The sequence below is a fragment of the Candidatus Solirubrobacter pratensis genome, from assembly GCF_000425945.1.
Lineage (GTDB): Bacteria > Actinomycetota > Thermoleophilia > Solirubrobacterales > Solirubrobacteraceae > Solirubrobacter > Solirubrobacter pratensis.
Window position 1 is genome coordinate 195,900 of sequence record NZ_AUEK01000009.1, and the last position, 17,786, is coordinate 213,685.

21 protein-coding genes and 1 riboswitch are annotated in these 17,786 nt (G+C 72.7%); of the genes, 13 read left to right on the forward strand and 8 right to left on the reverse strand.

Annotation, left to right across the window (positions count from 1 at the left end; genetic code table 11):
* Window positions 1–16 precede the first annotated feature (16 nt).
* The 5 genes from H958_RS43370 (at window position 17) to H958_RS0114355 (ending at window position 4,176) form a co-directional block, all read left to right on the forward strand.
* The gene (locus H958_RS43370; protein WP_051324247.1) at window positions 17–1,684 is read left to right on the forward strand and encodes a 1-acyl-sn-glycerol-3-phosphate acyltransferase; all 1,668 of its coding nucleotides are present in this window, start codon (window positions 17–19) and stop codon (window positions 1,682–1,684) included.
* Window positions 1,685–1,720: 36 nt separating this feature from the next.
* The gene (locus H958_RS0114340; RefSeq protein WP_028059179.1) at window positions 1,721–2,287 is read left to right on the forward strand and encodes an RNA polymerase sigma factor; all 567 of its coding nucleotides are present in this window, start codon (window positions 1,721–1,723) and stop codon (window positions 2,285–2,287) included.
* Window positions 2,288–2,350: 63 nt separating this feature from the next.
* The gene (locus tag H958_RS37315) at window positions 2,351–2,728 is read left to right on the forward strand and encodes a hypothetical protein (protein WP_037410133.1); all 378 of its coding nucleotides are present in this window, start codon (window positions 2,351–2,353) and stop codon (window positions 2,726–2,728) included.
* A 66-nt stretch (window positions 2,729–2,794) separates the two neighbouring features.
* Entirely contained in the window at window positions 2,795–3,349 is a 555-nt protein-coding gene (locus tag H958_RS0114350; protein ID WP_037410242.1) for a YdeI/OmpD-associated family protein, read from the forward strand.
* A gap of 26 nt (window positions 3,350–3,375) precedes the next feature.
* Window positions 3,376–4,176 (forward strand): rhomboid family intramembrane serine protease, encoded by an 801-nt coding sequence (locus tag H958_RS0114355; protein ID WP_028059181.1) that lies wholly within the window; start codon window positions 3,376–3,378, stop codon window positions 4,174–4,176.
* Here H958_RS0114355 and H958_RS0114360 read toward each other — a convergent pair.
* Window positions 4,173–5,066 carry a cobalamin-binding protein gene (locus H958_RS0114360; protein WP_028059182.1) on the reverse strand — a complete coding sequence of 298 codons (894 nt, stop codon included), beginning with the start codon at window positions 5,064–5,066 and terminating at the stop codon, window positions 4,173–4,175. The genes H958_RS0114355 and H958_RS0114360 overlap by 4 nt on opposite strands.
* Here H958_RS0114360 and H958_RS0114365 point away from each other — a divergent pair.
* Window positions 5,065–5,325, forward strand: coding sequence for a 4a-hydroxytetrahydrobiopterin dehydratase (locus tag H958_RS0114365; protein WP_051324248.1), 261 nt, complete (start codon window positions 5,065–5,067; stop codon window positions 5,323–5,325). The two genes, H958_RS0114360 and H958_RS0114365, sit on opposite strands and share 2 nt — an antisense overlap.
* 55 nt (window positions 5,326–5,380) lie before the next feature.
* The gene (locus H958_RS37320; protein ID WP_051324249.1) at window positions 5,381–6,685 is read left to right on the forward strand and encodes a hemolysin family protein; all 1,305 of its coding nucleotides are present in this window, start codon (window positions 5,381–5,383) and stop codon (window positions 6,683–6,685) included.
* Between the two features lie 376 nt (window positions 6,686–7,061).
* On the opposite strand, the gene H958_RS0114375 is transcribed toward H958_RS37320, so the two are convergent.
* Entirely contained in the window at window positions 7,062–7,835 is a 774-nt protein-coding gene (locus H958_RS0114375; RefSeq protein ID WP_231379249.1) for a 3-hydroxyacyl-CoA dehydrogenase family protein, read from the reverse strand.
* A gap of 85 nt (window positions 7,836–7,920) precedes the next feature.
* Here H958_RS0114375 and H958_RS0114380 point away from each other — a divergent pair, with 85 nt between their 5' ends.
* The 3 genes from H958_RS0114380 to H958_RS0114390 all read left to right on the forward strand — a co-directional run bounded on the left by H958_RS0114380 (window position 7,921) and on the right by H958_RS0114390 (window position 10,918).
* On the forward strand, window positions 7,921–9,090 hold the full coding sequence (locus H958_RS0114380) for a thiolase family protein (RefSeq protein WP_028059185.1): 1,170 nt from the start codon (window positions 7,921–7,923) through the stop codon (window positions 9,088–9,090).
* Window positions 9,091–9,174: 84 nt separating this feature from the next.
* Window positions 9,175–9,864: an FHA domain-containing protein gene (locus tag H958_RS0114385; protein ID WP_051324250.1), complete on the forward strand. Its 690-nt coding sequence runs from the start codon at window positions 9,175–9,177 to the stop codon at window positions 9,862–9,864.
* Between the two features lie 79 nt (window positions 9,865–9,943).
* Window positions 9,944–10,918, forward strand: a complete 975-nt coding sequence (locus H958_RS0114390) for an acrylyl-CoA reductase family protein (protein WP_028059187.1) — start codon at window positions 9,944–9,946, stop codon at window positions 10,916–10,918.
* Here H958_RS0114390 and xseB read toward each other — a convergent pair.
* The 6 genes from xseB to H958_RS0114420 all read right to left on the reverse strand — a co-directional run bounded on the left by xseB (window position 10,915) and on the right by H958_RS0114420 (window position 15,715).
* A complete protein-coding gene (xseB, locus tag H958_RS37325; RefSeq protein WP_037410134.1) occupies window positions 10,915–11,145 on the reverse strand; it encodes an exodeoxyribonuclease VII small subunit in 231 nt (76 codons plus the stop codon). The two genes, H958_RS0114390 and xseB, sit on opposite strands and share 4 nt — an antisense overlap.
* Before the next feature lie 89 nt (window positions 11,146–11,234).
* Window positions 11,235–12,593, reverse strand: coding sequence for an exodeoxyribonuclease VII large subunit (gene xseA / locus H958_RS0114400; protein WP_028059188.1), 1,359 nt, complete (start codon window positions 12,591–12,593; stop codon window positions 11,235–11,237).
* Window positions 12,594–12,700: 107 nt separating this feature from the next.
* On the reverse strand, window positions 12,701–13,921 hold the full coding sequence (locus tag H958_RS0114405; protein ID WP_196807348.1) for an EAL and HDOD domain-containing protein: 1,221 nt from the start codon (window positions 13,919–13,921) through the stop codon (window positions 12,701–12,703).
* 42 nt (window positions 13,922–13,963) lie between these two features.
* Window positions 13,964–14,188: a hypothetical protein gene (locus H958_RS0114410; protein ID WP_028059190.1), complete on the reverse strand. Its 225-nt coding sequence runs from the start codon at window positions 14,186–14,188 to the stop codon at window positions 13,964–13,966.
* A gap of 53 nt (window positions 14,189–14,241) precedes the next feature.
* Window positions 14,242–14,547, reverse strand: coding sequence for a hypothetical protein (locus tag H958_RS0114415; RefSeq protein ID WP_028059191.1), 306 nt, complete (start codon window positions 14,545–14,547; stop codon window positions 14,242–14,244).
* 1 nt (window position 14,548) lies between these two features.
* Window positions 14,549–15,715, reverse strand: coding sequence for a cell wall-binding repeat-containing protein (locus tag H958_RS0114420; RefSeq protein ID WP_156027987.1), 1,167 nt, complete (start codon window positions 15,713–15,715; stop codon window positions 14,549–14,551).
* A 166-nt stretch (window positions 15,716–15,881) separates the two neighbouring features.
* Window positions 15,882–16,026, forward strand: a riboswitch (cyclic di-AMP (ydaO/yuaA leader).
* A gap of 43 nt (window positions 16,027–16,069) precedes the next feature.
* On the opposite strand from H958_RS0114420, the gene H958_RS37330 reads away from it, so the two are divergent.
* The 3 genes from H958_RS37330 (at window position 16,070) to pspAA (ending at window position 17,742) form a co-directional block, all read left to right on the forward strand.
* Window positions 16,070–16,639 carry a hypothetical protein gene (locus H958_RS37330; protein WP_156027988.1) on the forward strand — a complete coding sequence of 190 codons (570 nt, stop codon included), beginning with the start codon at window positions 16,070–16,072 and terminating at the stop codon, window positions 16,637–16,639.
* 66 nt (window positions 16,640–16,705) lie between these two features.
* Window positions 16,706–17,467 carry a PspA/IM30 family protein gene (locus tag H958_RS0114430; RefSeq protein WP_037410135.1) on the forward strand — a complete coding sequence of 254 codons (762 nt, stop codon included), beginning with the start codon at window positions 16,706–16,708 and terminating at the stop codon, window positions 17,465–17,467.
* The gene (pspAA, locus tag H958_RS0114435; RefSeq protein WP_028059194.1) at window positions 17,464–17,742 is read left to right on the forward strand and encodes a PspA-associated protein PspAA; all 279 of its coding nucleotides are present in this window, start codon (window positions 17,464–17,466) and stop codon (window positions 17,740–17,742) included. The genes H958_RS0114430 and pspAA overlap by 4 nt, the downstream gene beginning before the upstream one ends.
* Window positions 17,743–17,786: the final 44 nt, after the last annotated feature.

Below are 17,786 nucleotides of genomic sequence, written 5' to 3' on the forward strand. Positions count from 1 at the left end.
GCAAGACCGGAGTCCAATGGATCACGCCCATTTCCACAAGCGCGCGCGCAGCCGCGGCGTCAACCCGATCGTCTACTGGATCATGCGCATGCTGCTGCAGCCGTTCGCGCATCTCTACTGGCGGCTGTCGCGCATCGGGCGCGAGCACATCCCCGAGCGCGGGGCGGTGATCCTGGCGTCCAACCACCGCTCGTTCCTGGACCCGTTCATCATCGGCCTGATGAGCCGCCGGCCCGTCTATTACGTGGCCAAGGAAGAGCTCTTCCACAACCGCCTCTTCGGCTGGTTCATCAGCTCGCTCGGCGCGTTCCCCGTCAACCGCGGCGCCGCCGACGCGGAGATGGTCCAGACCGCGCGCGCGATCCTGGACCGCGGCGATCCGCTGCTGATCTTCCCTGAGGGCACGCGCATCCGCCCCGGCGCGCTCGGCAAGCCCAAGCGAGGCGTCGGGCGCCTCGTGCTCGAGTCCGGCGCGCCCGTCGTCCCGATCGCGGTGATCGGCACGGAGGCGGTGCGCAAGGGCTGGCGCATCCGCCCGCACAAGATCCGCGTGCGCGCCGGCAGCCCGCTGCGCTTCCCGAAGATGGAGGCGGCGACCGGCCCGATCGCCGCCCGCGTCACCGACCGCATCTGGCCGAACATCATGCTCCAGTGGGAGTGGCTCGGCGGCCTGCCGCCGCTGCGCCGCGCCGCGATCGTCGGCGGCGGCTCGTGGGGAACGGCCTTCGCCGTCATGCTCGCCCGCGCCGGGATCGACGCCGACCTCGGCTGCCGCACCGCGGTGCAGGCCGAGCTGCTCGCGGGCGCGCGCACCAATGAGCGCTATCTCCCGGGCGTCGACCTCCCGGCGCGCGTGCATCCGGTGCGCGCGTCCGAGCTCGAGCTCGGCCGCTACGACCTCGTCGTGTTCGCCGTGCCCGCCGCCGAGCTCCCCGCCGCGGTCGCCGAGCACGCGCCGGGGATCGCGCCGCGCACCGGCGTGCTGATGCTCGCCAAGGGGCTCGTCCCGCCGCTGGGCTCGCTGCCGAGCGCCTTCGTCGCCGAGCGGACGCGCAGCTGGGCGATCGGCGCGCTCGGCGGCCCCGGGCACGCGGGCGGCGCGCTCGAGGCCGGCGCCTCGCTCGTGCTCGCGACGCACAACGCCGCGTTCGCGCGCCAGGTGATCGACGCGCTCGCCGCCGCGGGGCTCGACGTCACGCACACCGGCGACGTGGTAGGCGTGGAGCTCGCCGGCTGCGCGAAGAACGCGGCCGCGCTCGCCGCCGCCGCGGCCGGCTCCGCCGGCCCCAACGCCGCGGGCGCCGCCGCCGGGAAGGTCTTCGCCGAGGTCGACGCCTACGCGCGCCGGGCCGGCTCGCGTCCGGGGACGTTCGCGGGCCTCGCCGGCGCCGGGGACCTCGTGGCGACCGTGCTCGCCGAGGGCTCGCGCAACCGCCGCGCCGGCGAGCTGCTCGCGACCGGCGTGCCCGCCGACGAGATCTGCGCCGCGCTGGGGCAGACGGCGGAGGCGGTCGCGGCCGTGCCGCTGCTGTCCGAGCGGCTGCGGGAGGCGGGCGTCGCGGCACCCGTGCTGCACGGCCTCGCCGGGATCATCGCCGGCAGCGTCGAGCCCGAGCGCTGGAGGGCGTCGTTGACGGCGCCGGTGGTTGCGACCAAGGCGAACGCGAAGGCGTCGGCTGCCTAGCGCCGGCTGGTAGACCAGGGGTAGTGTCCGTGGGAGATGTCCGCTGCACCCGACTCCGCGCGCAGGGACAAAGCGACGCTCGACGCCGCCTTCGCGGAGCTCTACAAGGCGCACCTGCGGGACGTCTACTCCTACTCGTACTACCGGGTGGGCAACCACCACGACGCCGAGGACCTGACCGAGCAGACGTTCCTGCAGGCGTACCGGCACTTCGAGCGCGCGCAGAAGGAGTCGCAGGGGCGGCCGCTGCGCCCGTGGCTGATCCGGATCGCGCACAACCTCGCGGCGAACTACTACCGCGACCGCTCGCGCCGTCCGCAGACGAACATCGACGACGCGGGCGCGATCTCGACGCCGCACACGACCGAGGCGCTGGTGCAGGATCGCGACGACCTGGCGCGCATCCTGCGCGGCGTCCAGCAACTGCCGGACGACCGCCGCGAGGCGCTGATCATGCGCTTCGCGCTGGGGATGGACAACCGCGAGATCGCGCGGGCGCTTGGCCGCACCGACGGCGCGACGAAGGTGCTGCTGCACCGTGCCATCCGGCAGCTCGAGGAGATCGTCCACAAGGACGCCAACGGCGCGAGGCCCGCGGGGTGACCGCATGAGCATCTGCGAAGCGATGCTCGAAGCGGCCGTCGCGACGAGCGACGGTGGTCGCCGGTGAGCCCGGACACGTTCGGCGACCTCGAGGCCGCGCTCAGGCGCGCGCTCGCGCCGGTCGACCCGCCGGTCGAGCTGCAGGAGCGCGTCGAGCGGACGCTGGACTCGATCGTCGAGCTGGCCGCCGACGAGCTCGAGGGCTGGGAGCTGGCGGGCCTGAAGGACCCGCGCAACTGGCCGCGCGCCGCGATCGGCCCGGCCGCCGCGGTCGTGGTCGGCGGCGGCGCCGCGGCCGGCCTCGTCGTGCTGCGCACGCAGCGCCGCCGGCACAAGCGCCGCGCCGCCGCGCGCGGTGTGGTCGACCTCGCGGGCCGGACCGCGCGCGACGTCGCGCGTGAGGCCCTGCGCGTGTTCGACGATCTGGCGCCCGACCGCTGATCCGCGTGGGCGCGCCGCGCGCACGGCCGCGGTCGTCGCTGCCAAGATGACCTGGTGGTCCCGCTGATGCGCCGCTACTTCGCCTCCCGCCAGGAGCTCGAGGCATGGCTGGAGGACGACCCGCCGGCGGAGGGCGTGTGGGTCCTGTTCCCGCGCGCGCGGTCCGGCGCTCCGGGCATCTCGCACGCCGAGGCGCTCGAGGCCGCGCTGTGCTTCGGCTGGATCGACGCGCAGAAGGGCGTCGGCGACGAGACGCACTGGTGCCAGCGCTTCATGCCTCGCACGAAGCGCAGCATCTGGTCGAAGGTCAACCGCGCCAAGGCCGAGGCGCTGATCGCGAGCGGCGCGATGCGGCCGTCCGGGCTCGCCGAGGTCGAGCGCGCGAAGGCCGACGGCCGCTGGGACGGGGCCTACGACGCCGCGAGCACGGCGACGGTCCCGGACGACCTCGCGGAGGCGCTCGAGGGGGCCGGCGGCCGCGCGTTCTTCGACGCGCTCAACTCCCGCAACCGCTATGCGATCCTCCATCGCGTGCAGACGGCCAAGAAGCCCGAGACACGCGCCCGCCGGATCGGCAAGTTCGCCGCGATGTGCGCGGCGGGTGAGCGAATCTACCCTTAAAGCACCACTGCTAGCGTCGCCCGCGAATGGCCACCTGCTACCGCCACCCGAGCCGCGAGACGGGCGTGTCCTGCTCGAACTGCGGGAACCCGATCTGTCCGGACTGCATGACCGCGACGCCGGTCGGCATGCGCTGCCCCGAGTGCGCGCGCCAGAAGACCCGGGTGCGGAGCGCGCGCACGATCGCCGTGGACCCGATCGTGACCTACGCGCTGATCGCGATCAACGTGCTGGTCTACATCGGCACGAGCTCCAGCGGCTCGGCGCTCGGCGGGTCCCAGGGCGGCTCGGTGTACCAGAACTTCGCGCTCAACGGGCCCGACGTCGCGGCGGGCGACTGGTGGCGGCTCGTCACCAGCGGCTTCCTGCACTACGGGCTGCTGCACATCGCGTTGAACATGTACGTGCTGTGGTGGCTGGGGCGCGAGCTCGAGCCGTCGCTCGGGCACGTGCGCTTCGCGGCGATCTACTTCGCCTCGATGCTGTGCGGCTCGTTCGGCGCCCTGCTGATCACGCCGGACTCGCTCACCGCGGGCGCCTCCGGCGCGATCTTCGGCCTCTTCGGCGCCGCATTCATGATCGGCCGCGCACGCGGGATCGACGTGATGCGCAACGGCATCGGGCCGTTGATCCTGTTCAACCTGGTCTTCACGTTCCTGGTCGGCGGGATCTCGATCGGCGGCCATATCGGCGGGCTGATCGGCGGCGGCATCGCCGGCGCGGTGATGGAGTACTTCGCGCAGCGACGCGGGTCGACGATCCCCGGCCTCGCGGCGTGCGTCGTGCTGAGCGCGGCGGCGATCGCCGCGTCGTTCGCGGTCGCCTAGGCCAGGACCAGCTCGCGCACGCCCGCGGGCGGCTCGGGCATGCGGTCCGGGTGCAGCACGTGCGCCAGCCACTCCAGCCCGTCGACGAGCCGCGGGCCGGGCCGGGAGAACCACGCCGAGGCGTCGGCGATCACGACCTTGCGGGCGCCGAGCTCCTCGAGCTCGTCGCCGTAGTACTGGGCCTCCTCGAACCCGCGCTCGACGTCATAGCCGCACGGCATCACGACGACGACCTCGGGCCGCGCGGCCTTGAGCTCGTCCCAGGAGCGCTCCTCCGACGGCTCACCGGGGAGGCCGAGGAGGTCCTCGCCGCCGGCGTAGTCGATCAGCTGCGGGACCCAGTGGCCGCCGACGAACACGGGGTCCAGCCACTCGATCGCGGCGACGCGCACGCGGTCCACGCCGCCCATCGCGACGCGCACGCGGTCGATCCGGGCCGCGGCCTGCTGCACGAGGTCGACGCCGGCGTCCTTGGTGCCGATGGCCTGCGCGAGGGTGCGGACGTCGCCGAGCACCTCGCCGATGGTGTGCGGATCGAGCGAGACGATCTCCGGCACCGGGTCCATCCGCTCGGCGATCGCCCGCACGTCATCCACGGACACGGCGCAGACGGAGCACAGCGCCTGCGTGACGATCAGGTCCGGCTGCAGGCGGCGCAGCTCCTCCTCGTCGAGCTCGTAGATCGAGCGACCCTCCGCGGTCAGCTCTTTGACCGCGCGGTCGATCTCGTCCGGGGGCAGCCCCGGGCCGATCACGTCGCGCGTGACCTTGGGTAGATTCAGCACCGCGGACGGGTAGTCGCACTCGTGCGTGACGGCGACGACGTCGTCGCCGGCGCCGAGCGCGAACAGGGTCTCGGTGGCGGAAGGAACGAGGGAGACGATTCTCATGGCCCCAGAGGCAGTATGGCGACAGGAGGGCGAGTCCCTCGTTCGCGACTACGAATTCAAGGACTTCGCGGAGGCGATCGCGTTCGTGAATCGCGTCGCGGGCGCCGCCGAGGAGGCCAATCACCATCCGGACATCCTGATCCACGGGTGGAACAGGGTCCGTCTGGAGCTCACCACGCACTCCGCGGGCAAGCTCACGGACAACGATCGTGCGATGGCCGAGCGCATCGACGGGCTACCATTGCGCTCGTCGCCTTGATGAACGACGACGATCCCTCCCGAAGTAGGCGCCCCGCGCGGGCGCGGGAGGACCGATGATCGCCCTGCTCCTGGCGGCGGTCCTGGTCCTCGTCCTCCTGAACGCGTTCTTCGTGGCCGCCGAGTTCGCGCTGGTCCGATCGCGCAAGGCGCATCTCCAGACCGACGCCGACGAGGGCAAGCGCGGCTCCGCGACCGCGGTCGCGCTGATGGACGACCTCTCTCGCTACCTCTCGGCGGCGCAGGTCGGGATCACGCTCACCTCGCTGGGCCTCGGCTTCCTCGGCGAGCCGTCGATCGGCAGGCTGATCGAGAACATCATCGGCACCGACGTGCCGCACTGGGTCTCGACGACCGTCTCGGTCACGCTGGCGTACCTGATCACGACGGCGATCCACATCACGTTCGGAGAGCAGGTCCCGAAGATCTTCGCCATCCAGCACGCGGAGGGCGTCGCGCGCCGCGTCGCCCCGCCCCTGTTGGTCTTCTCGAAGATCTTCAGCCCGTTCATCGCGGTCCTCAACGCCGCGTCCAACGGCATCCTGCGCATGATCGGCGTGCGGACCTCCGGGCAGCTCGACGAGGGCGAGTCGCCCGAGGAGCTGCGTGTGCTGATCCAGGAATCGGTCACGGGGGGCAAGCTGGACCCGGGCGAGGCGGGGATGCTGACGGGCGTCTTCCACCTGCACGAGCAGCAGGCGCGCCAGGTGATGACGCCGGCGCCGGCGGTGATCACGGTCGACCTGTCCGAGGACGTCGAGACCGCGATGCGCCGCTGCGTGAGCTCCGGCCACACCCGCCTGGTCGTCACCGAGGACGACAACCGCGACCGCGTCACGGGCATCGTCCACACCAACGCGCTGGCGCAGCTGCTGCTGGTCGAGGGCCCGCACGCCTCGATCGACGGGCTCGTCCGCGAGGTGCCGATCGTCCCGGAGACCAAGCCGCTCGACGACCTGCTGGCCGACCTCCAGCGCCAGCGCTCCTCGCTCGCGGTCGTGATCGACGAGTACGGCCGCACGGCCGGCATCGTGACCGTCGAGGACATCATCGAGGAGGTCGTCGGGGAGATCGACGACGAGACCGACCCGCAGGGCGGCGAGGTCCGCAGGCTCGCCAACGGCGACTGGTTCGTGCGCGGCCACGTCGCGATCACCGATCTCGTCGACTACGGGCTGCACCTGCCGGTCGACACCGACGCCTACAACTCCGTCGGCGGCTTCGTCTTCGGCGAGCTCGGCCGGTTGCCCAAGCGCGGCGACGTCGTGACGCATAACGGCTATTCGATCCGCGTGGAATCGGTGCGTGAGAACCGGATCGAGGCCGTGCGCATCCGCGAGCGGCGCCTCCAGCAGACATAGATTTCCGTACAGGTTGCGAAAAACAACTGTGTGCTGAATTGCACATTGGCCCACAACGCGCTACCTTGCCGCAAGCCAACTTGCCGCCGAACGGCGGTTGAGGAGGAGAGAGAGGGAGATCCTGGGGAGGATCGACCGAGTAAGCACGAAGCGCCCGGCTCAGGGGAGCGAGCCGGGCGCCTCGTGTTTAACGACCCGCTCTCATGGCGGCGCGCGAGGCTGGACGGCGCGCTTTGCAGGTCCTTAAAGCACTCGCGCCCGGCTCAGGGGAGCGAGCCGGGCGCAAATGACTGGAGGAGGGGTGCGATGAGAACTCGTCGCAAACGAGATGTTCCCAATCGCGTCTCAATCTTAGCTAAACATTCGCCCGCCGGGCTTAATAGACGTGGAAGCCGCGGCCGGTCTTGCGCCCGAGCGCGCCCTCCTCGATCAGCCGGCGCACAAGGACCGGCACTTCGGTGCCTATGGTCTCGCCGATCGCCGCCGCCACGTCCAGCCCGACCAGGTCGAGCAGCGCGAGCGGCCCCATCGGATGCCCGGCGCCGAGACGCATGCACATGTCGATCGACTCGGCGTCGAGCCCGGTCCGCTCCTTCAACCGCACGGCCTCGAAGAGGAACGGGAACAGCACGCGATTGACGACGAAGCCCGGCGTGTCCGGGACCTCGACGGCGGTCTTGCCGAGCGCCGCGCAGAGCGCGCGGGCGCGGTCGCGGGTCGCGGCGGTCGCCTCGTCCGGGAACGCGAGCTCGACGAGGTCCATCTTCGGCACGGGGTTGAAGACGTGCAGCCCGACGAAGCGCTCCGGGTGCCCGCTCGCGCGCGCGAGCGCGCCGATCGGCAGTGAGGACGTCGTCGTGGCGAGCACCGTGTCGTGACCCAGGTGCCCGTTGAGGGAGCGCCAGACCGCCGCCTTGGCCTCGGCGTCCTCGACGACCGCCTCGACTATGAAGGTCGCGCCGGCCAGGACGTCGGGGTCGCGGCTCACCGTCACGTCAGGCTCGGTGCCGAGCCGCTCGCAGAGCTTGTTGACCTTCTCGCTCGCGCGCGCGCACGAGCCGTCGGAGCGGGCCCATACGGATACCGGGCCGCGCGAGGCGGCGACGGCCGCCAGGCCGCATGCAATGGCCCCGGATCCCGCGATAGCCAAACGCTCCGACACGACTGTCCTCCGTGTTGATTGACTGGCCAGTCAACGTCGTAGACTACGGCTTAGATCTCCCGGAGGAGCCGATATGCCGCAGTCCGGCCGTGAAGTCGTGATCGTCGAAGCCGCCCGCACGCCCGTGGGGCGCGGGCACCCGGAGAAGGGCTACTACAAGGACGTCCATCCGAACGAGCTGCTCGGGCGCACGTTCGCCGAGGTGGTCTCGCGCGCGGGGATCGATCCGTCCGAGGTCGAGGACGTGATCGGCGGCTGCGTGCAGCAGTACGGCGAGCAGATGTTCAACGTCACGCGCAACGCGTGGCTGCAGGCCGGCCTGCCGATGGAGACGCCGGCGACCACCGTGGACCGCCAGTGCGGCTCGGCGCAGCAGGCGGTGAACTTCGCCGCGGCGCTGATCGCGTCCGGCGTGCACGACGTCGCGATCGGCGGCGGCGTCGAGCACATGGGCCATATTCCAATGGGGATCGGCTTCAAGTGGACCGAGGACGTCGGTTCGCCGTACCCGCCGGAGTTGCTGGAGCGCTACGCGCTCGTGCCGCAGGGCCTCTCGGCGGAGATGATCGCCGACAAGTGGGAGCTGCCCCGCCACGAGCTGGACGAGCTCGCGCTGCGCTCGCACCAGCTCGCCCACCGCGCGACCGAGGAGGGCCGCTTCGAGCGCGAGACGATCCCGTTCAGGGTCAATGGCGACACCTACGTGTCCGACCAGGGCATCCGCCCGGACACCTCGCTGGAGGCGCTCGCGGCGCTCAAGCCGGCCTTCAAGGCGGACGGGAAGGTCACCGCCGGCAACTCGTCGCAGATCTCCGACGGCGCGGCCGCCGTGCTGCTGATGTCGGCCGACAAGGCGAAGGAGCTCGGCGTCACGCCGCGCGCGCGGATCGTCGACCAGACGACGGTCGGCGTGGACCCGGTGATCATGCTCACCGGGCCGATCCCCGCGACGCGCAAGCTGCTCGAGCGCAACAGGATGCAGATCGGCGACATCGACCTGATCGAGATCAACGAGGCGTTCGCCCCGGTCGTGCTGGCGTGGCAGCGCGAGCTCGGACCCGACATGGACCGCGTCAACGTCAACGGCGGCGCGATGGCGATCGGGCACCCGCTCGGCTCGACCGGCGCGCGGCTGATCACGACCCTGCTGCACGAGCTCGAGCGCTCCGACAAGGAGACCGGCCTCGTGACGATGTGCTGCGGCGGCGGCCTCGGTACCGGCACGCTCATCCAGCGCGTCTAGTTCTTCCCGCGCCCGGCGCCGGCCGCCCGGCCGGCGCCCGGCTGACTTGCCCGCGCGAGGCGTCGGGCGTAGGGTCACCGGCTCATGGAGTCGCCCGTCACGCTCGGAAGCCGGACCCCTGAGGAAGTCGAGGAGCGCCGCGCGGCGCTGGAGCGCGGGCACCCGTTCCTGCTCTTCCGCGACGGCGACGGGCAGCAGCGGATCTTCACGCTCGACGAGGACGCGGACGCGATCACCGTCGGCCGCCGCTACGAGGCGGACATCTCGCTGCCGTGGGACCCGGAGGCCTCGCGGCTGCACGCCGAGCTGTCGCTGCGCGCGGGCGAGTGGACGATCTGCGACGACGGCTGGTCGCAGAACGGCACCTGGGTCAACGGGCTGCGGCTCGCCGGCCGCCGCCGGCTCGCCGACGGCGACCTGGTGAAGATCGGCCGCACGATCATCGGCTTCCACCGGCCGGGCGAACCCGGGCCGGGGCCGACGATGGTGCAGGGCGAGCTGAGCGCCGCGCCGCGCTTCTCCGACCAGCAGCAGCGCATCCTGCGCGCGCTCTGCAAGCCGCTGTTCGCCGACGGCGACGGGTTCAACCCGGCGAGCGACCTCGAGGTCGCCGACGCGACCGGGATCGCTCCCGCGGTCGTCACGCAGGAGCTCGACCTGCTCGCGCGGCTGTTCGGCCTCGAGGACATGCCGCGTCCCGAGCGGCGTGCCGAGGTCGCGCTGCTGGCCGTCCGCTCCGGGCTGGTCGGCGCCGACGACGGCACGCAGGCCTAGAGCGAGATCGCCCCCCGGCTGTGCCTGCCCAAGCGGGCTCCGGCGCCTCGCGCGCTCCGACGGCGTAGTCTCCGCGCCCGTGCGGGCGTTCGTTGCGGAGAAGGGCGATGACGGGGTCGCGCGCGGCGTGCGCGAGCTCGAGGAGCTCGGCGACGGCGACGTGCTGGTGCGCGTCGCATGGTCGAGCGTGAACTACAAGGACGCGCTGGCGACGATCCCGAGGGGCGGCGTCGCGCGCGTCTCGCCGCTCGTGCCGGGGATCGACCTCGCGGGCGTGGTCGAGGAGGCGCCCACCGGCGCCGCGTTCGCGGAGGGCGAGGAGGTGCTCGCCCACGGCTATGAGCTCGGCATGTCGCACCACGGCGGCTTCGCGGAGTACGCGCGCGTGCCGGCGGCTTGGGTCGTGCCGCTGCCGCCGGGGCTCTCGGCGCGCGACGCGATGGCGATCGGCACCGCCGGATACACGGCGGCGCTGTCGATCCTCAGCCTGGAGCGACGCGGCCTGACGCCCGAGGACGGGCCCGTGCTGGTGACGGGCGCGACCGGCGGCGTCGGCTCGATGGCCGTCGACATGCTGGCGGGCCGTGGCTACGAGGTCGTGGCGTCATCGGGCAAGGACGCGGACGACTTCCTGCGCGAGCTCGGCGCGACCTCGGTCATCTCGCGCGAGGACGTCATCGGCGACGCTTCGCGGCCGCTGGCGAAGTCGCAGTGGGCCGGCGCGGTCGACTGCGTCGGCGGCGCCATGCTCCCCGGCGTGCTGCGCGGGCTCCAGTACGGCGGCGCGGTCGCGGCGTCGGGCAACACCGGCGGGATCGCGCTCGAGGGCCTGACGGTCCTGCCGTTCATCCTGCGCGCGGTCGCCCTGCTCGGCATCGACTCGGCGCAGACGCCGATCGGCGACCGGATCGAGACGTGGATGCGGATCGCGGGCGACCTGCGCCCGCGCCACCTCGACGCGCGCGAAGTCGGGCTCGACGACCTCGAGGACGCGCTCTCGGCGATCCTGCGCGGCGAGAACCGGGGCCGGACGATCGTGCGCGTCGGCGGCTAGGTCCGGCCGGCCTCGAGCCGCGCGACGAGCTCGTCGAGCCGCAGCTCCTCGAGCCCCTGGCCGACCGCCTCCAGCTCGGTGGCGCAGAACTCCACGAGCGTCCGCCCCTCGCGGCACAGCTCGAGCGTCTCCCGCAGGCCGGCCTCGCCGGAGTCCAGCCGCGCGATGATCGCCTCCAGCCGTGCGCCGGCGGCCTCGTAGGTGAGCGTGTCCGCGCCGTCAGCCATCGATCACCGAGAGTACCCGCCGCACGGACGGACTCGCCCCCTTAAGACGCAACGACGCCGGCTGCGGCGACGATGCGCGTGTCGGTCGGTCAGAAGAGCGAGCGCCCGTCCGGCTTCACGTCGACCCGCCCGTCGTGCAGCCGGACCACGAGCGCGTCCTGCTCGCGCGCGGCGGCCGCCGAGGTGACCGGCTCGCCGGCGGCGTCCTCGACGAGCGCGTACCCGCGCTCGAGCGTGCGCTGCGGGTCGTGGGCGGCGAGCGTGGCGAGCATGCGGTCCAGCTCGCGCCGGCGGCGCTCACGCGCGGTGGCCGCGGCGCGCTCGAGCGCCGGCGCCGGCAGCTCCGCCCGCGCGATGCGGACGCCCTCCGCGCCGGCCTTGCGCGCCAGGCTCGCCGCCCGGGCCGTCGTCGCGCGATCGCCCTCGGCGACCGTCCGCCGCGTGACGGCGCGCAGCTCGCGCGCGAGCTGGTGCAGCCGAGTGCGGTGGCGCGCGACGTGGTGCGCGGGCGCGCGCGAGAGGCGGGCAAGGATGCGCGCACGGTCGACCACGGCGCGGCGGCCCTGGCGCTCGAGCCGTGCGGCGGCGAGCGCGAGCCCCGCGCGGGCGGCGGCGCAGTCGACGGGCACGGCCGCCTCGGCGGCGTGCGTCGGCGTGGAGCACGCGACGGCCGCGACGTCGTCGAGCAGCGTGCGGTCCGTGTGGTGGCCGACCGACGCGATCACCGGCACGCGCAGCAGCGCGACCGTCCGGCACAGCGTCTCGTCGCAGAACGCGAACAGGTCGGCGAGCGAGCCGCCGCCGCGCGCGACCACGACGACCTCGACCTCCGCGCACGCCGCCAGATCCTGCAGCGCGCGCGTGACGGCCGGTGCCGCGTGGCGGTCCTGCACCGGCGCGAACGCCCACACGACGCGGCCCTGCCAGCCGCGACGGCGCAACCCGGCCAGCACGTCGTCGCGCGCCTTGCCCGACTCGCCGGTGACGACGCCGATGCAGCGCGGCAGCGTCGCGCGGGGAAGCCGCTTCTGCGGCTCGAACAGGCCTTCGGCGTGCAGTTGCCGGCGCAGCTGCTCGAGCTGCGCCAGCAGGTCGCCCTCGCCCGCCACGCGCAGGCCCGTGACCGCGAACGAGAACGACGGCGACGCCGTGCGCGAGCCGGGGTAGTAGTCGCAGCCGCCGGCCGCCACGACCTGCGCGCCGTCGGCGAGCGCGCCGATCCCGAGCGCGTCGAAGTCCTTGCGCCACATCGAGCACGCGAGCGCCCCGGTGGCGTCGCGCAGCTCGAACCACACCTTCGCGCGCCCGGCCTTGAAGCCGAAGACCTCGCCGAAGACCTGCACGCGCGTGAACTCGCGCAGGCGCTCGCGAAGCCGCGCCGCGTAGTGCCCGACGGCCCACGGCCCGGTCAGCTCCAGCCCTGGGATCCCGTCAGGCCGCTCCAGCATCGCCAAGACGCTAGTGCGCGCACCCGACGGCCTCGCCCCCGGGTCCGCCCGGGGGCGAGGCCGAGGCGGGGTCCTACGGGTTGGTGGTGGGGAGAAGCGGACAGGAATTAGACGAGATGCGGCGCGGTGGCCTCCGTCCAGGCCAACGCCTCGCGGTACGTCCGGCCGATCTCGGCCAGCGCGAGCCCTTGGCGGGCGCAGACCTCGAAGTGGCCGTTCTCGTAGGCGACCACGGCGTCGAGCAGCCCGCCCTCGGGCCCGTCGCGGCGTGTCAGGGCGTCGGTGGTCCGCGCGTCGAACGGCAGCTCGGCGAGCACGTCGTCCATCGGCGTGTCCAGCAGCGCGTCGACGACGGAGAAGAGGCCGACGGTGAACGCCCGCTCGGGCTCGGCCCCGCGGCCCGCCAGCAGCTCGCACAGCCGTGCGCGCAACAGCCCGACCGCGAGCAGGTGGTGCGGGCGGTCGTTGAGGCCGGCGAGCACGAGCAGCATCGCCCACCGGCGCACCGCGACCGTGCCGAGCAGCATCAGCGCCTGGCGGACCGATGAGATCTCGTGCCGGACGCCGATGAAGGCGGAGTTCGAGAGGCGCACGAGCTTGTGGGCGAGCCCGGCGTCCTGGGAGATCATCTGCTCGAGCTGCTCGAAGCCGACGCGCGCGCCGGGCGCGACGAGCGACGCGAGCGTGCCGAGCCGGTGCGTCGGCCCCGAGCGCCCCGCGACGAGCGCCGGCTGCGCGAAGAACAGGCCCTGGAAGGCGTCGAAGCCGAGCGCGCGGCAGACGTCGTAGTCCTCGCGCGTGTCGACCCCGCGCGCGATCAGCGTGAGCTCGCGCGCGCGCAGGAAGTCGAGCGTCCGCAGCAGCCCGTCGCCGGTGACCTCGCGGATGTCGAGCTTGACCATGCGCGCGTGCCGCGAGAGCGACTCCCAGGCGGCGCCGGAGCGGAATCCGTCGAGCGCGACCGTGAAGCCCGCCTCGCGCAGCTCCGACAGCACCGCCAGCAGCGCGATGTCGGCGCCGTGGTTGCCGTCGAGCCCGACCACGACGCGCTCGGGCGGCAGGGGCAGCGGCCGCACCGCCACGAGCACCTCGCGCGTGAGCTTGACGTGCGCGGGATGGTCCTCGGCGACGTGCTCGAGCCCGACGTCGGCGACGGACTGCACGAGCACCCGGGCCGTCGCGTCGTGCGCGTGGGCCGCCACCGCGCGGCCGGAGGACGCGGAGAAGAGCAGCTCGTAGCCGGCGATCTGCTCGTCGCGGTCGAGGATCGGCTGGCGCGCCACCACCACCTCGGCGGCAGCGGCGGTGTCGAGGACTGGGGCGGTCACATCAAGGACATCGGCCATGACCGCCGACCGGTTGAGCTTCGGTCAGCCGCGAGGGCGACGTCCTGACAAAGTGTCGCGATGCGGCTGCCGGTGGCGGCGCGGGCGGTCGTGGCGCGGGGCGCGCATCGCGGCATGCGGCGGGCCGTCGTGGCCGGCGCCCGCGAGCAGCTGCGCGAGCAGGATCGCGAGCACGACGTTGCGGGCGGCCTCGGCGTGCGGGCCGCGCCCGGAGGAGGCGCGCAGGGCGAAGGCGAAGAGCGCGCGCAACTCGCGTGCGGCGCGCGTCTCGTTCCCGCTGTGCGGCTGCGCGGCGGCCTCCCTCAGCCTCGCGTCGCGCCCGGGATGTAGCGCGGCTGCTCGTGCTCGCTCACGCTGGCCAGCGCGGGGACGCCCGGCTGCGCCGGCTCGCCGCGGACCTCGCCCGTGAACCCGAGCCGCTCCAGCCGCGCGATCTCGCCCTCGCCCAGCAGGCGCGCCGGATCGTCGGGCGGCAGGCCCGCGATCAGCGTGCGGATGCGGTTGCGCAGCTGCAGCGCGAAGTGCGGCGTCGAGCTGCCCATCAGCTGGCGCACGTCGTCCACCGTGACGGGACGGTTCGCACGCTCAGGCTGCTCGGCTTCGGCCATTTCAGGGGGCTCCGGTGTCGACGGGCTGGATCTCCAGCAGGGTATCGATGCGCGCCTGTACGGCGGCCGCGATCGCGCTCTCGTCGCCGACGATCCAGCCGTGGTTGTAGACGCCGCGCACGGGGTCGTCGGTGTAGCCGGGCTGGATGTCGAGCAGGTAGTCCTGAAGCGGCTGGGGCAGGACGCCCGCGTCGGTGAGCAGCAGCAGCGGCCCGTAGGTGCCCGAGGCCGAGAGCGCCGCGGCCGCCGCCGCGTCCTGCGGGCGGCGGGTGGACGCGAAGACGAGGCCGTGCCCGGGATCGACGACGTTCCAGCCGAATCCGGAGTCGGAGTAGCGCGCGAACGCGATCGCCGTGGCGATCGGATCCCCACCCGCGATCCGCTTCGTCTTCCCGAGCTTGCCGAGCTGGCCGAGCACCGCGTCCGACACGGAGTCCGCCGGCCCGAGCACGTACAGCTTGACCTTGCGGTGCGTGCGCAGCGCGGCCGCCGTCTCGGGCGGGATCGCGTCGCGCGTGACCCAGAGGATCGGGTCGCCGGCCTTCGCCGCCCAACCGGCGAGCGGCATCGCGTACTCCGGCCGGTCGGCCGAGGCGAGCAGCACGACGTCCGACGGCGCGCCCACCGCGGCCGCCTGCAGCCGGTCCACCGCCGCCGCCAGCGCCGCCGGGTCGGCCGCCGCGATGTCGGTCGTGCGGAAGCCCTCGACCGGCGCCTTGGTCCCGATGCGGATCACCTGCGCGCCGCCGGCCTGCTTGGCTCCCGTCGGGGCGAGCCGGTCCAGCGCCGCCTTTGTCGCGTCGGGCAGCTTGTCGCCGCTCGCGAACAGGACGGGCGCCTTGATCGGCGCGCTCGCCAGCACCGCGGCGGCGATGCCCATCCGCCAGTCGTTGACGTCGACGACGACGACCGCCTGCGGCTTGGCCTCCGGGAACGCCGCGAGCGCGACGCCGGCCGCGTCGGCGATGGCGTCGCCGCCCGCCACGCGCGTGGTGTTCTTGCTCGCGACGACCGGGTAACCGAGCGGCGGCCCCTGCTGCGGGACCTCGTCGCCGGTCGCGCCGATCACCGGCGCGTCCGCGGCGGTGCCCTTCTTGTCCGAGCCGCCGCCACCGCAGCCGGCCGGCGCAAGCGCGCAGAGCAGCGCGAGGATTCCCAGGAATCGCACGGCCACGAGGCTAGTGGACGACCGGGAGATCCGGGCCAGAGCGTTCATGCGCCAGCTTTGGAACGCGGCTAAAGCCAGGCGCAGTCAGGACCGATGACGCTTGGAAGTGGCGCCCGCCGACCTGTGGGTGTCAGCGACTGGACATAAGACCGCGGCTTCGTATAACTTGCCGCGCACGCCGAGCCCCGGTTGGTCTCCGGGGGCGGGGGACCCAAGTTGTTTGGGGCGAATCGCATCCTGGTCGATGCGAAGCGCATGCTCTTTCAGCGCTAGCCCGTCAGCTAACCCCGCAGGCCGACGAAAGAGGAATACGGCTTGTTCTCCCTGCGGGCGCTCGCGCTCACCCTGACATCGATGTCATTGCTGTTCGTTCCTGCCGCCGCGATGGCGCAGGCACCGGCACCTTCCGCCGCGGGCGGCGCGCAGTTCCCGCCGCCTCCGCCGCCGATGGTCGACCTGACGACGCCCGGCGCCGTCGCGAAGCTGCTGCCCGACGGCACGGCCGCGGCCCCGGCCGATGCGCCGCCGCAGGTCCAGGCCGCCGTCTGGACCGCCAACAAGATCCAGGACAAGCCCTACATCTACGGCGGGGGGCACGGAAGCTTCGAAGACGACGGCTACGACTGCTCCGGCACCGTCTCCTACGCGCTGCACGGCGGTGGGCTGCTCGACACGCCGCTGGACTCCAGCTCGTTCCTGAAGTGGGGCGAGGCGGGCGCCGGCCAGTGGATCACCGTCTACACGAACCCGGGCCACGCGTTCGCCGTGATCGCGGGCCTGCGGCTCGACACGAGCGCGGCCGGCGTGACGGCGCGGGCGATGAAGGCGGCCGGCTTCAAGAAGGCGCTCCAGCGCGGTCCGCGCTGGCGCCCGACACCCCGCACCACGCGCGGGTTCAAGCGGCGCCACCCCGTCGGGTTCTAGCCTCGCTCATCTAGGTACCCTTGTCGGACCCCAAAGTCCGACCATGAGGGAGGTGCCGTGGCCGGCATGTCCGGACGGTTCTCCACCGTTATCAAGGCGAAGATCAATAAGCTGCTCGACAGGGCGGAAGACCCGAGCGAGACGCTGGAGTACAGCTACCAGAAGCAGATGGAGCTGCTCCAGAACGTCAAGAAGGGCATCGCCGACGTCGTCACCTCCAAGAAGCGCCTCCAGCTGCAGCAGCAGAAGCTCGAGCAGCAGGTCGTCAAGCTCGACACGCAGGCGCGTCAGGCGCTCGCGCAGAACCGCGAGGATCTCGCGCGCGTGGCGCTGGAGCGCAAGCAGTTCGCCCAGGGCGAGCTGCAGTCGCTCGACGGCCAGGTCCAGGAGCTCGAGAGCCAGCAGCAGCAGCTCGTCGCCAAGGAGCAGACGCTGCGCACGAAGATCGACCAGTTCCGGACCAAGAAGGAGGTCATCAAGGCGCAGTACTCCGCCGCCGAGGCCTCCGTGAAGATCTCCGAGGCCGCGTCGGGCGTGGGCGAGGAGATGGCGGACGTCGGGATGGCGATGCAGCGCGCGGTCGACAAGACCGAGAACATGCGCGCCCGTGCGAACGCGATGGACGAGCTCGAGGCCTCGGGCGCGTTCGACGACCAGCTCTCGCTCACCGCGGGGCAGGACGACATCGACCGTCAGCTGCATGAGCTGACCTCGTCATCCGCGGTGGACGACGACCTGGCGAAGATGAAGGCAGAGCTCGGCCAGGGTTCCGCGCCGCAGGCGCTGGAGTCCGGCGAAGGAACACCCCAGCAGGAGCGTCCCGCGTGATCGTACGGATCTCGACGGAGGGCCAGTACCGCTTGCCCGACGGAGATGCCGACCGGCTCAATGACCTCGACAACGAGGCGGTGGCCGCCGTCGAGGCGGGCGAGGAAGAGCGCTTCCACGAGATCTTCGAGCAGTTGCTCGAGCTCGTGCGCTCCGACGGCACGCCGCTGGGTGAGGACGAGCTCGAGGAGTCCGACGTGATCCTGCCGCCGCCGGACCTCACGTTCGACGAGGCGGGACACCAGTTCACGGGCGACGGGCTGATCCCCGACTGAGCACCTCCAGCTAGCCCCCGCTGGAATCGACGTGGTGGCTCGCC

Excerpts from the sequence above, each read along its gene's own strand:
- H958_RS0114365 (WP_051324248.1), top strand. The coding sequence starts at position 5,065 with ATGGCCCCAGAGGCAGTATGGCGACAGGAGGGCGAGTCCCTCGTTCGC.
- H958_RS43370 (WP_051324247.1), top strand. The coding sequence starts at position 17 with ATGGATCACGCCCATTTCCACAAGCGCGCGCGCAGCCGCGGCGTCAAC.
- H958_RS0114385 (WP_051324250.1), top strand. The coding sequence starts at position 9,175 with ATGGAGTCGCCCGTCACGCTCGGAAGCCGGACCCCTGAGGAAGTCGAG.
- H958_RS0114430 (WP_037410135.1), top strand. The coding sequence starts at position 16,706 with ATGTCCGGACGGTTCTCCACCGTTATCAAGGCGAAGATCAATAAGCTG.
- H958_RS0114340 (WP_028059179.1), top strand. The coding sequence starts at position 1,721 with ATGTCCGCTGCACCCGACTCCGCGCGCAGGGACAAAGCGACGCTCGAC.
- H958_RS0114380 (WP_028059185.1), top strand. The coding sequence starts at position 7,921 with ATGCCGCAGTCCGGCCGTGAAGTCGTGATCGTCGAAGCCGCCCGCACG.
- H958_RS37320 (WP_051324249.1), top strand. The coding sequence starts at position 5,381 with ATGATCGCCCTGCTCCTGGCGGCGGTCCTGGTCCTCGTCCTCCTGAAC.
- H958_RS0114415 (WP_028059191.1), bottom strand. The coding sequence starts at position 14,547 with ATGGCCGAAGCCGAGCAGCCTGAGCGTGCGAACCGTCCCGTCACGGTG.
- H958_RS0114350 (WP_037410242.1), top strand. The coding sequence starts at position 2,795 with ATGCGCCGCTACTTCGCCTCCCGCCAGGAGCTCGAGGCATGGCTGGAG.
- xseA (WP_028059188.1), bottom strand. The coding sequence starts at position 12,593 with ATGCTGGAGCGGCCTGACGGGATCCCAGGGCTGGAGCTGACCGGGCCG.
- H958_RS0114355 (WP_028059181.1), top strand. The coding sequence starts at position 3,376 with ATGGCCACCTGCTACCGCCACCCGAGCCGCGAGACGGGCGTGTCCTGC.
- H958_RS0114360 (WP_028059182.1), bottom strand. The coding sequence starts at position 5,066 with ATGAGAATCGTCTCCCTCGTTCCTTCCGCCACCGAGACCCTGTTCGCG.
- H958_RS37330 (WP_156027988.1), top strand. The coding sequence starts at position 16,070 with ATGTCATTGCTGTTCGTTCCTGCCGCCGCGATGGCGCAGGCACCGGCA.
- xseB (WP_037410134.1), bottom strand. The coding sequence starts at position 11,145 with ATGGCTGACGGCGCGGACACGCTCACCTACGAGGCCGCCGGCGCACGG.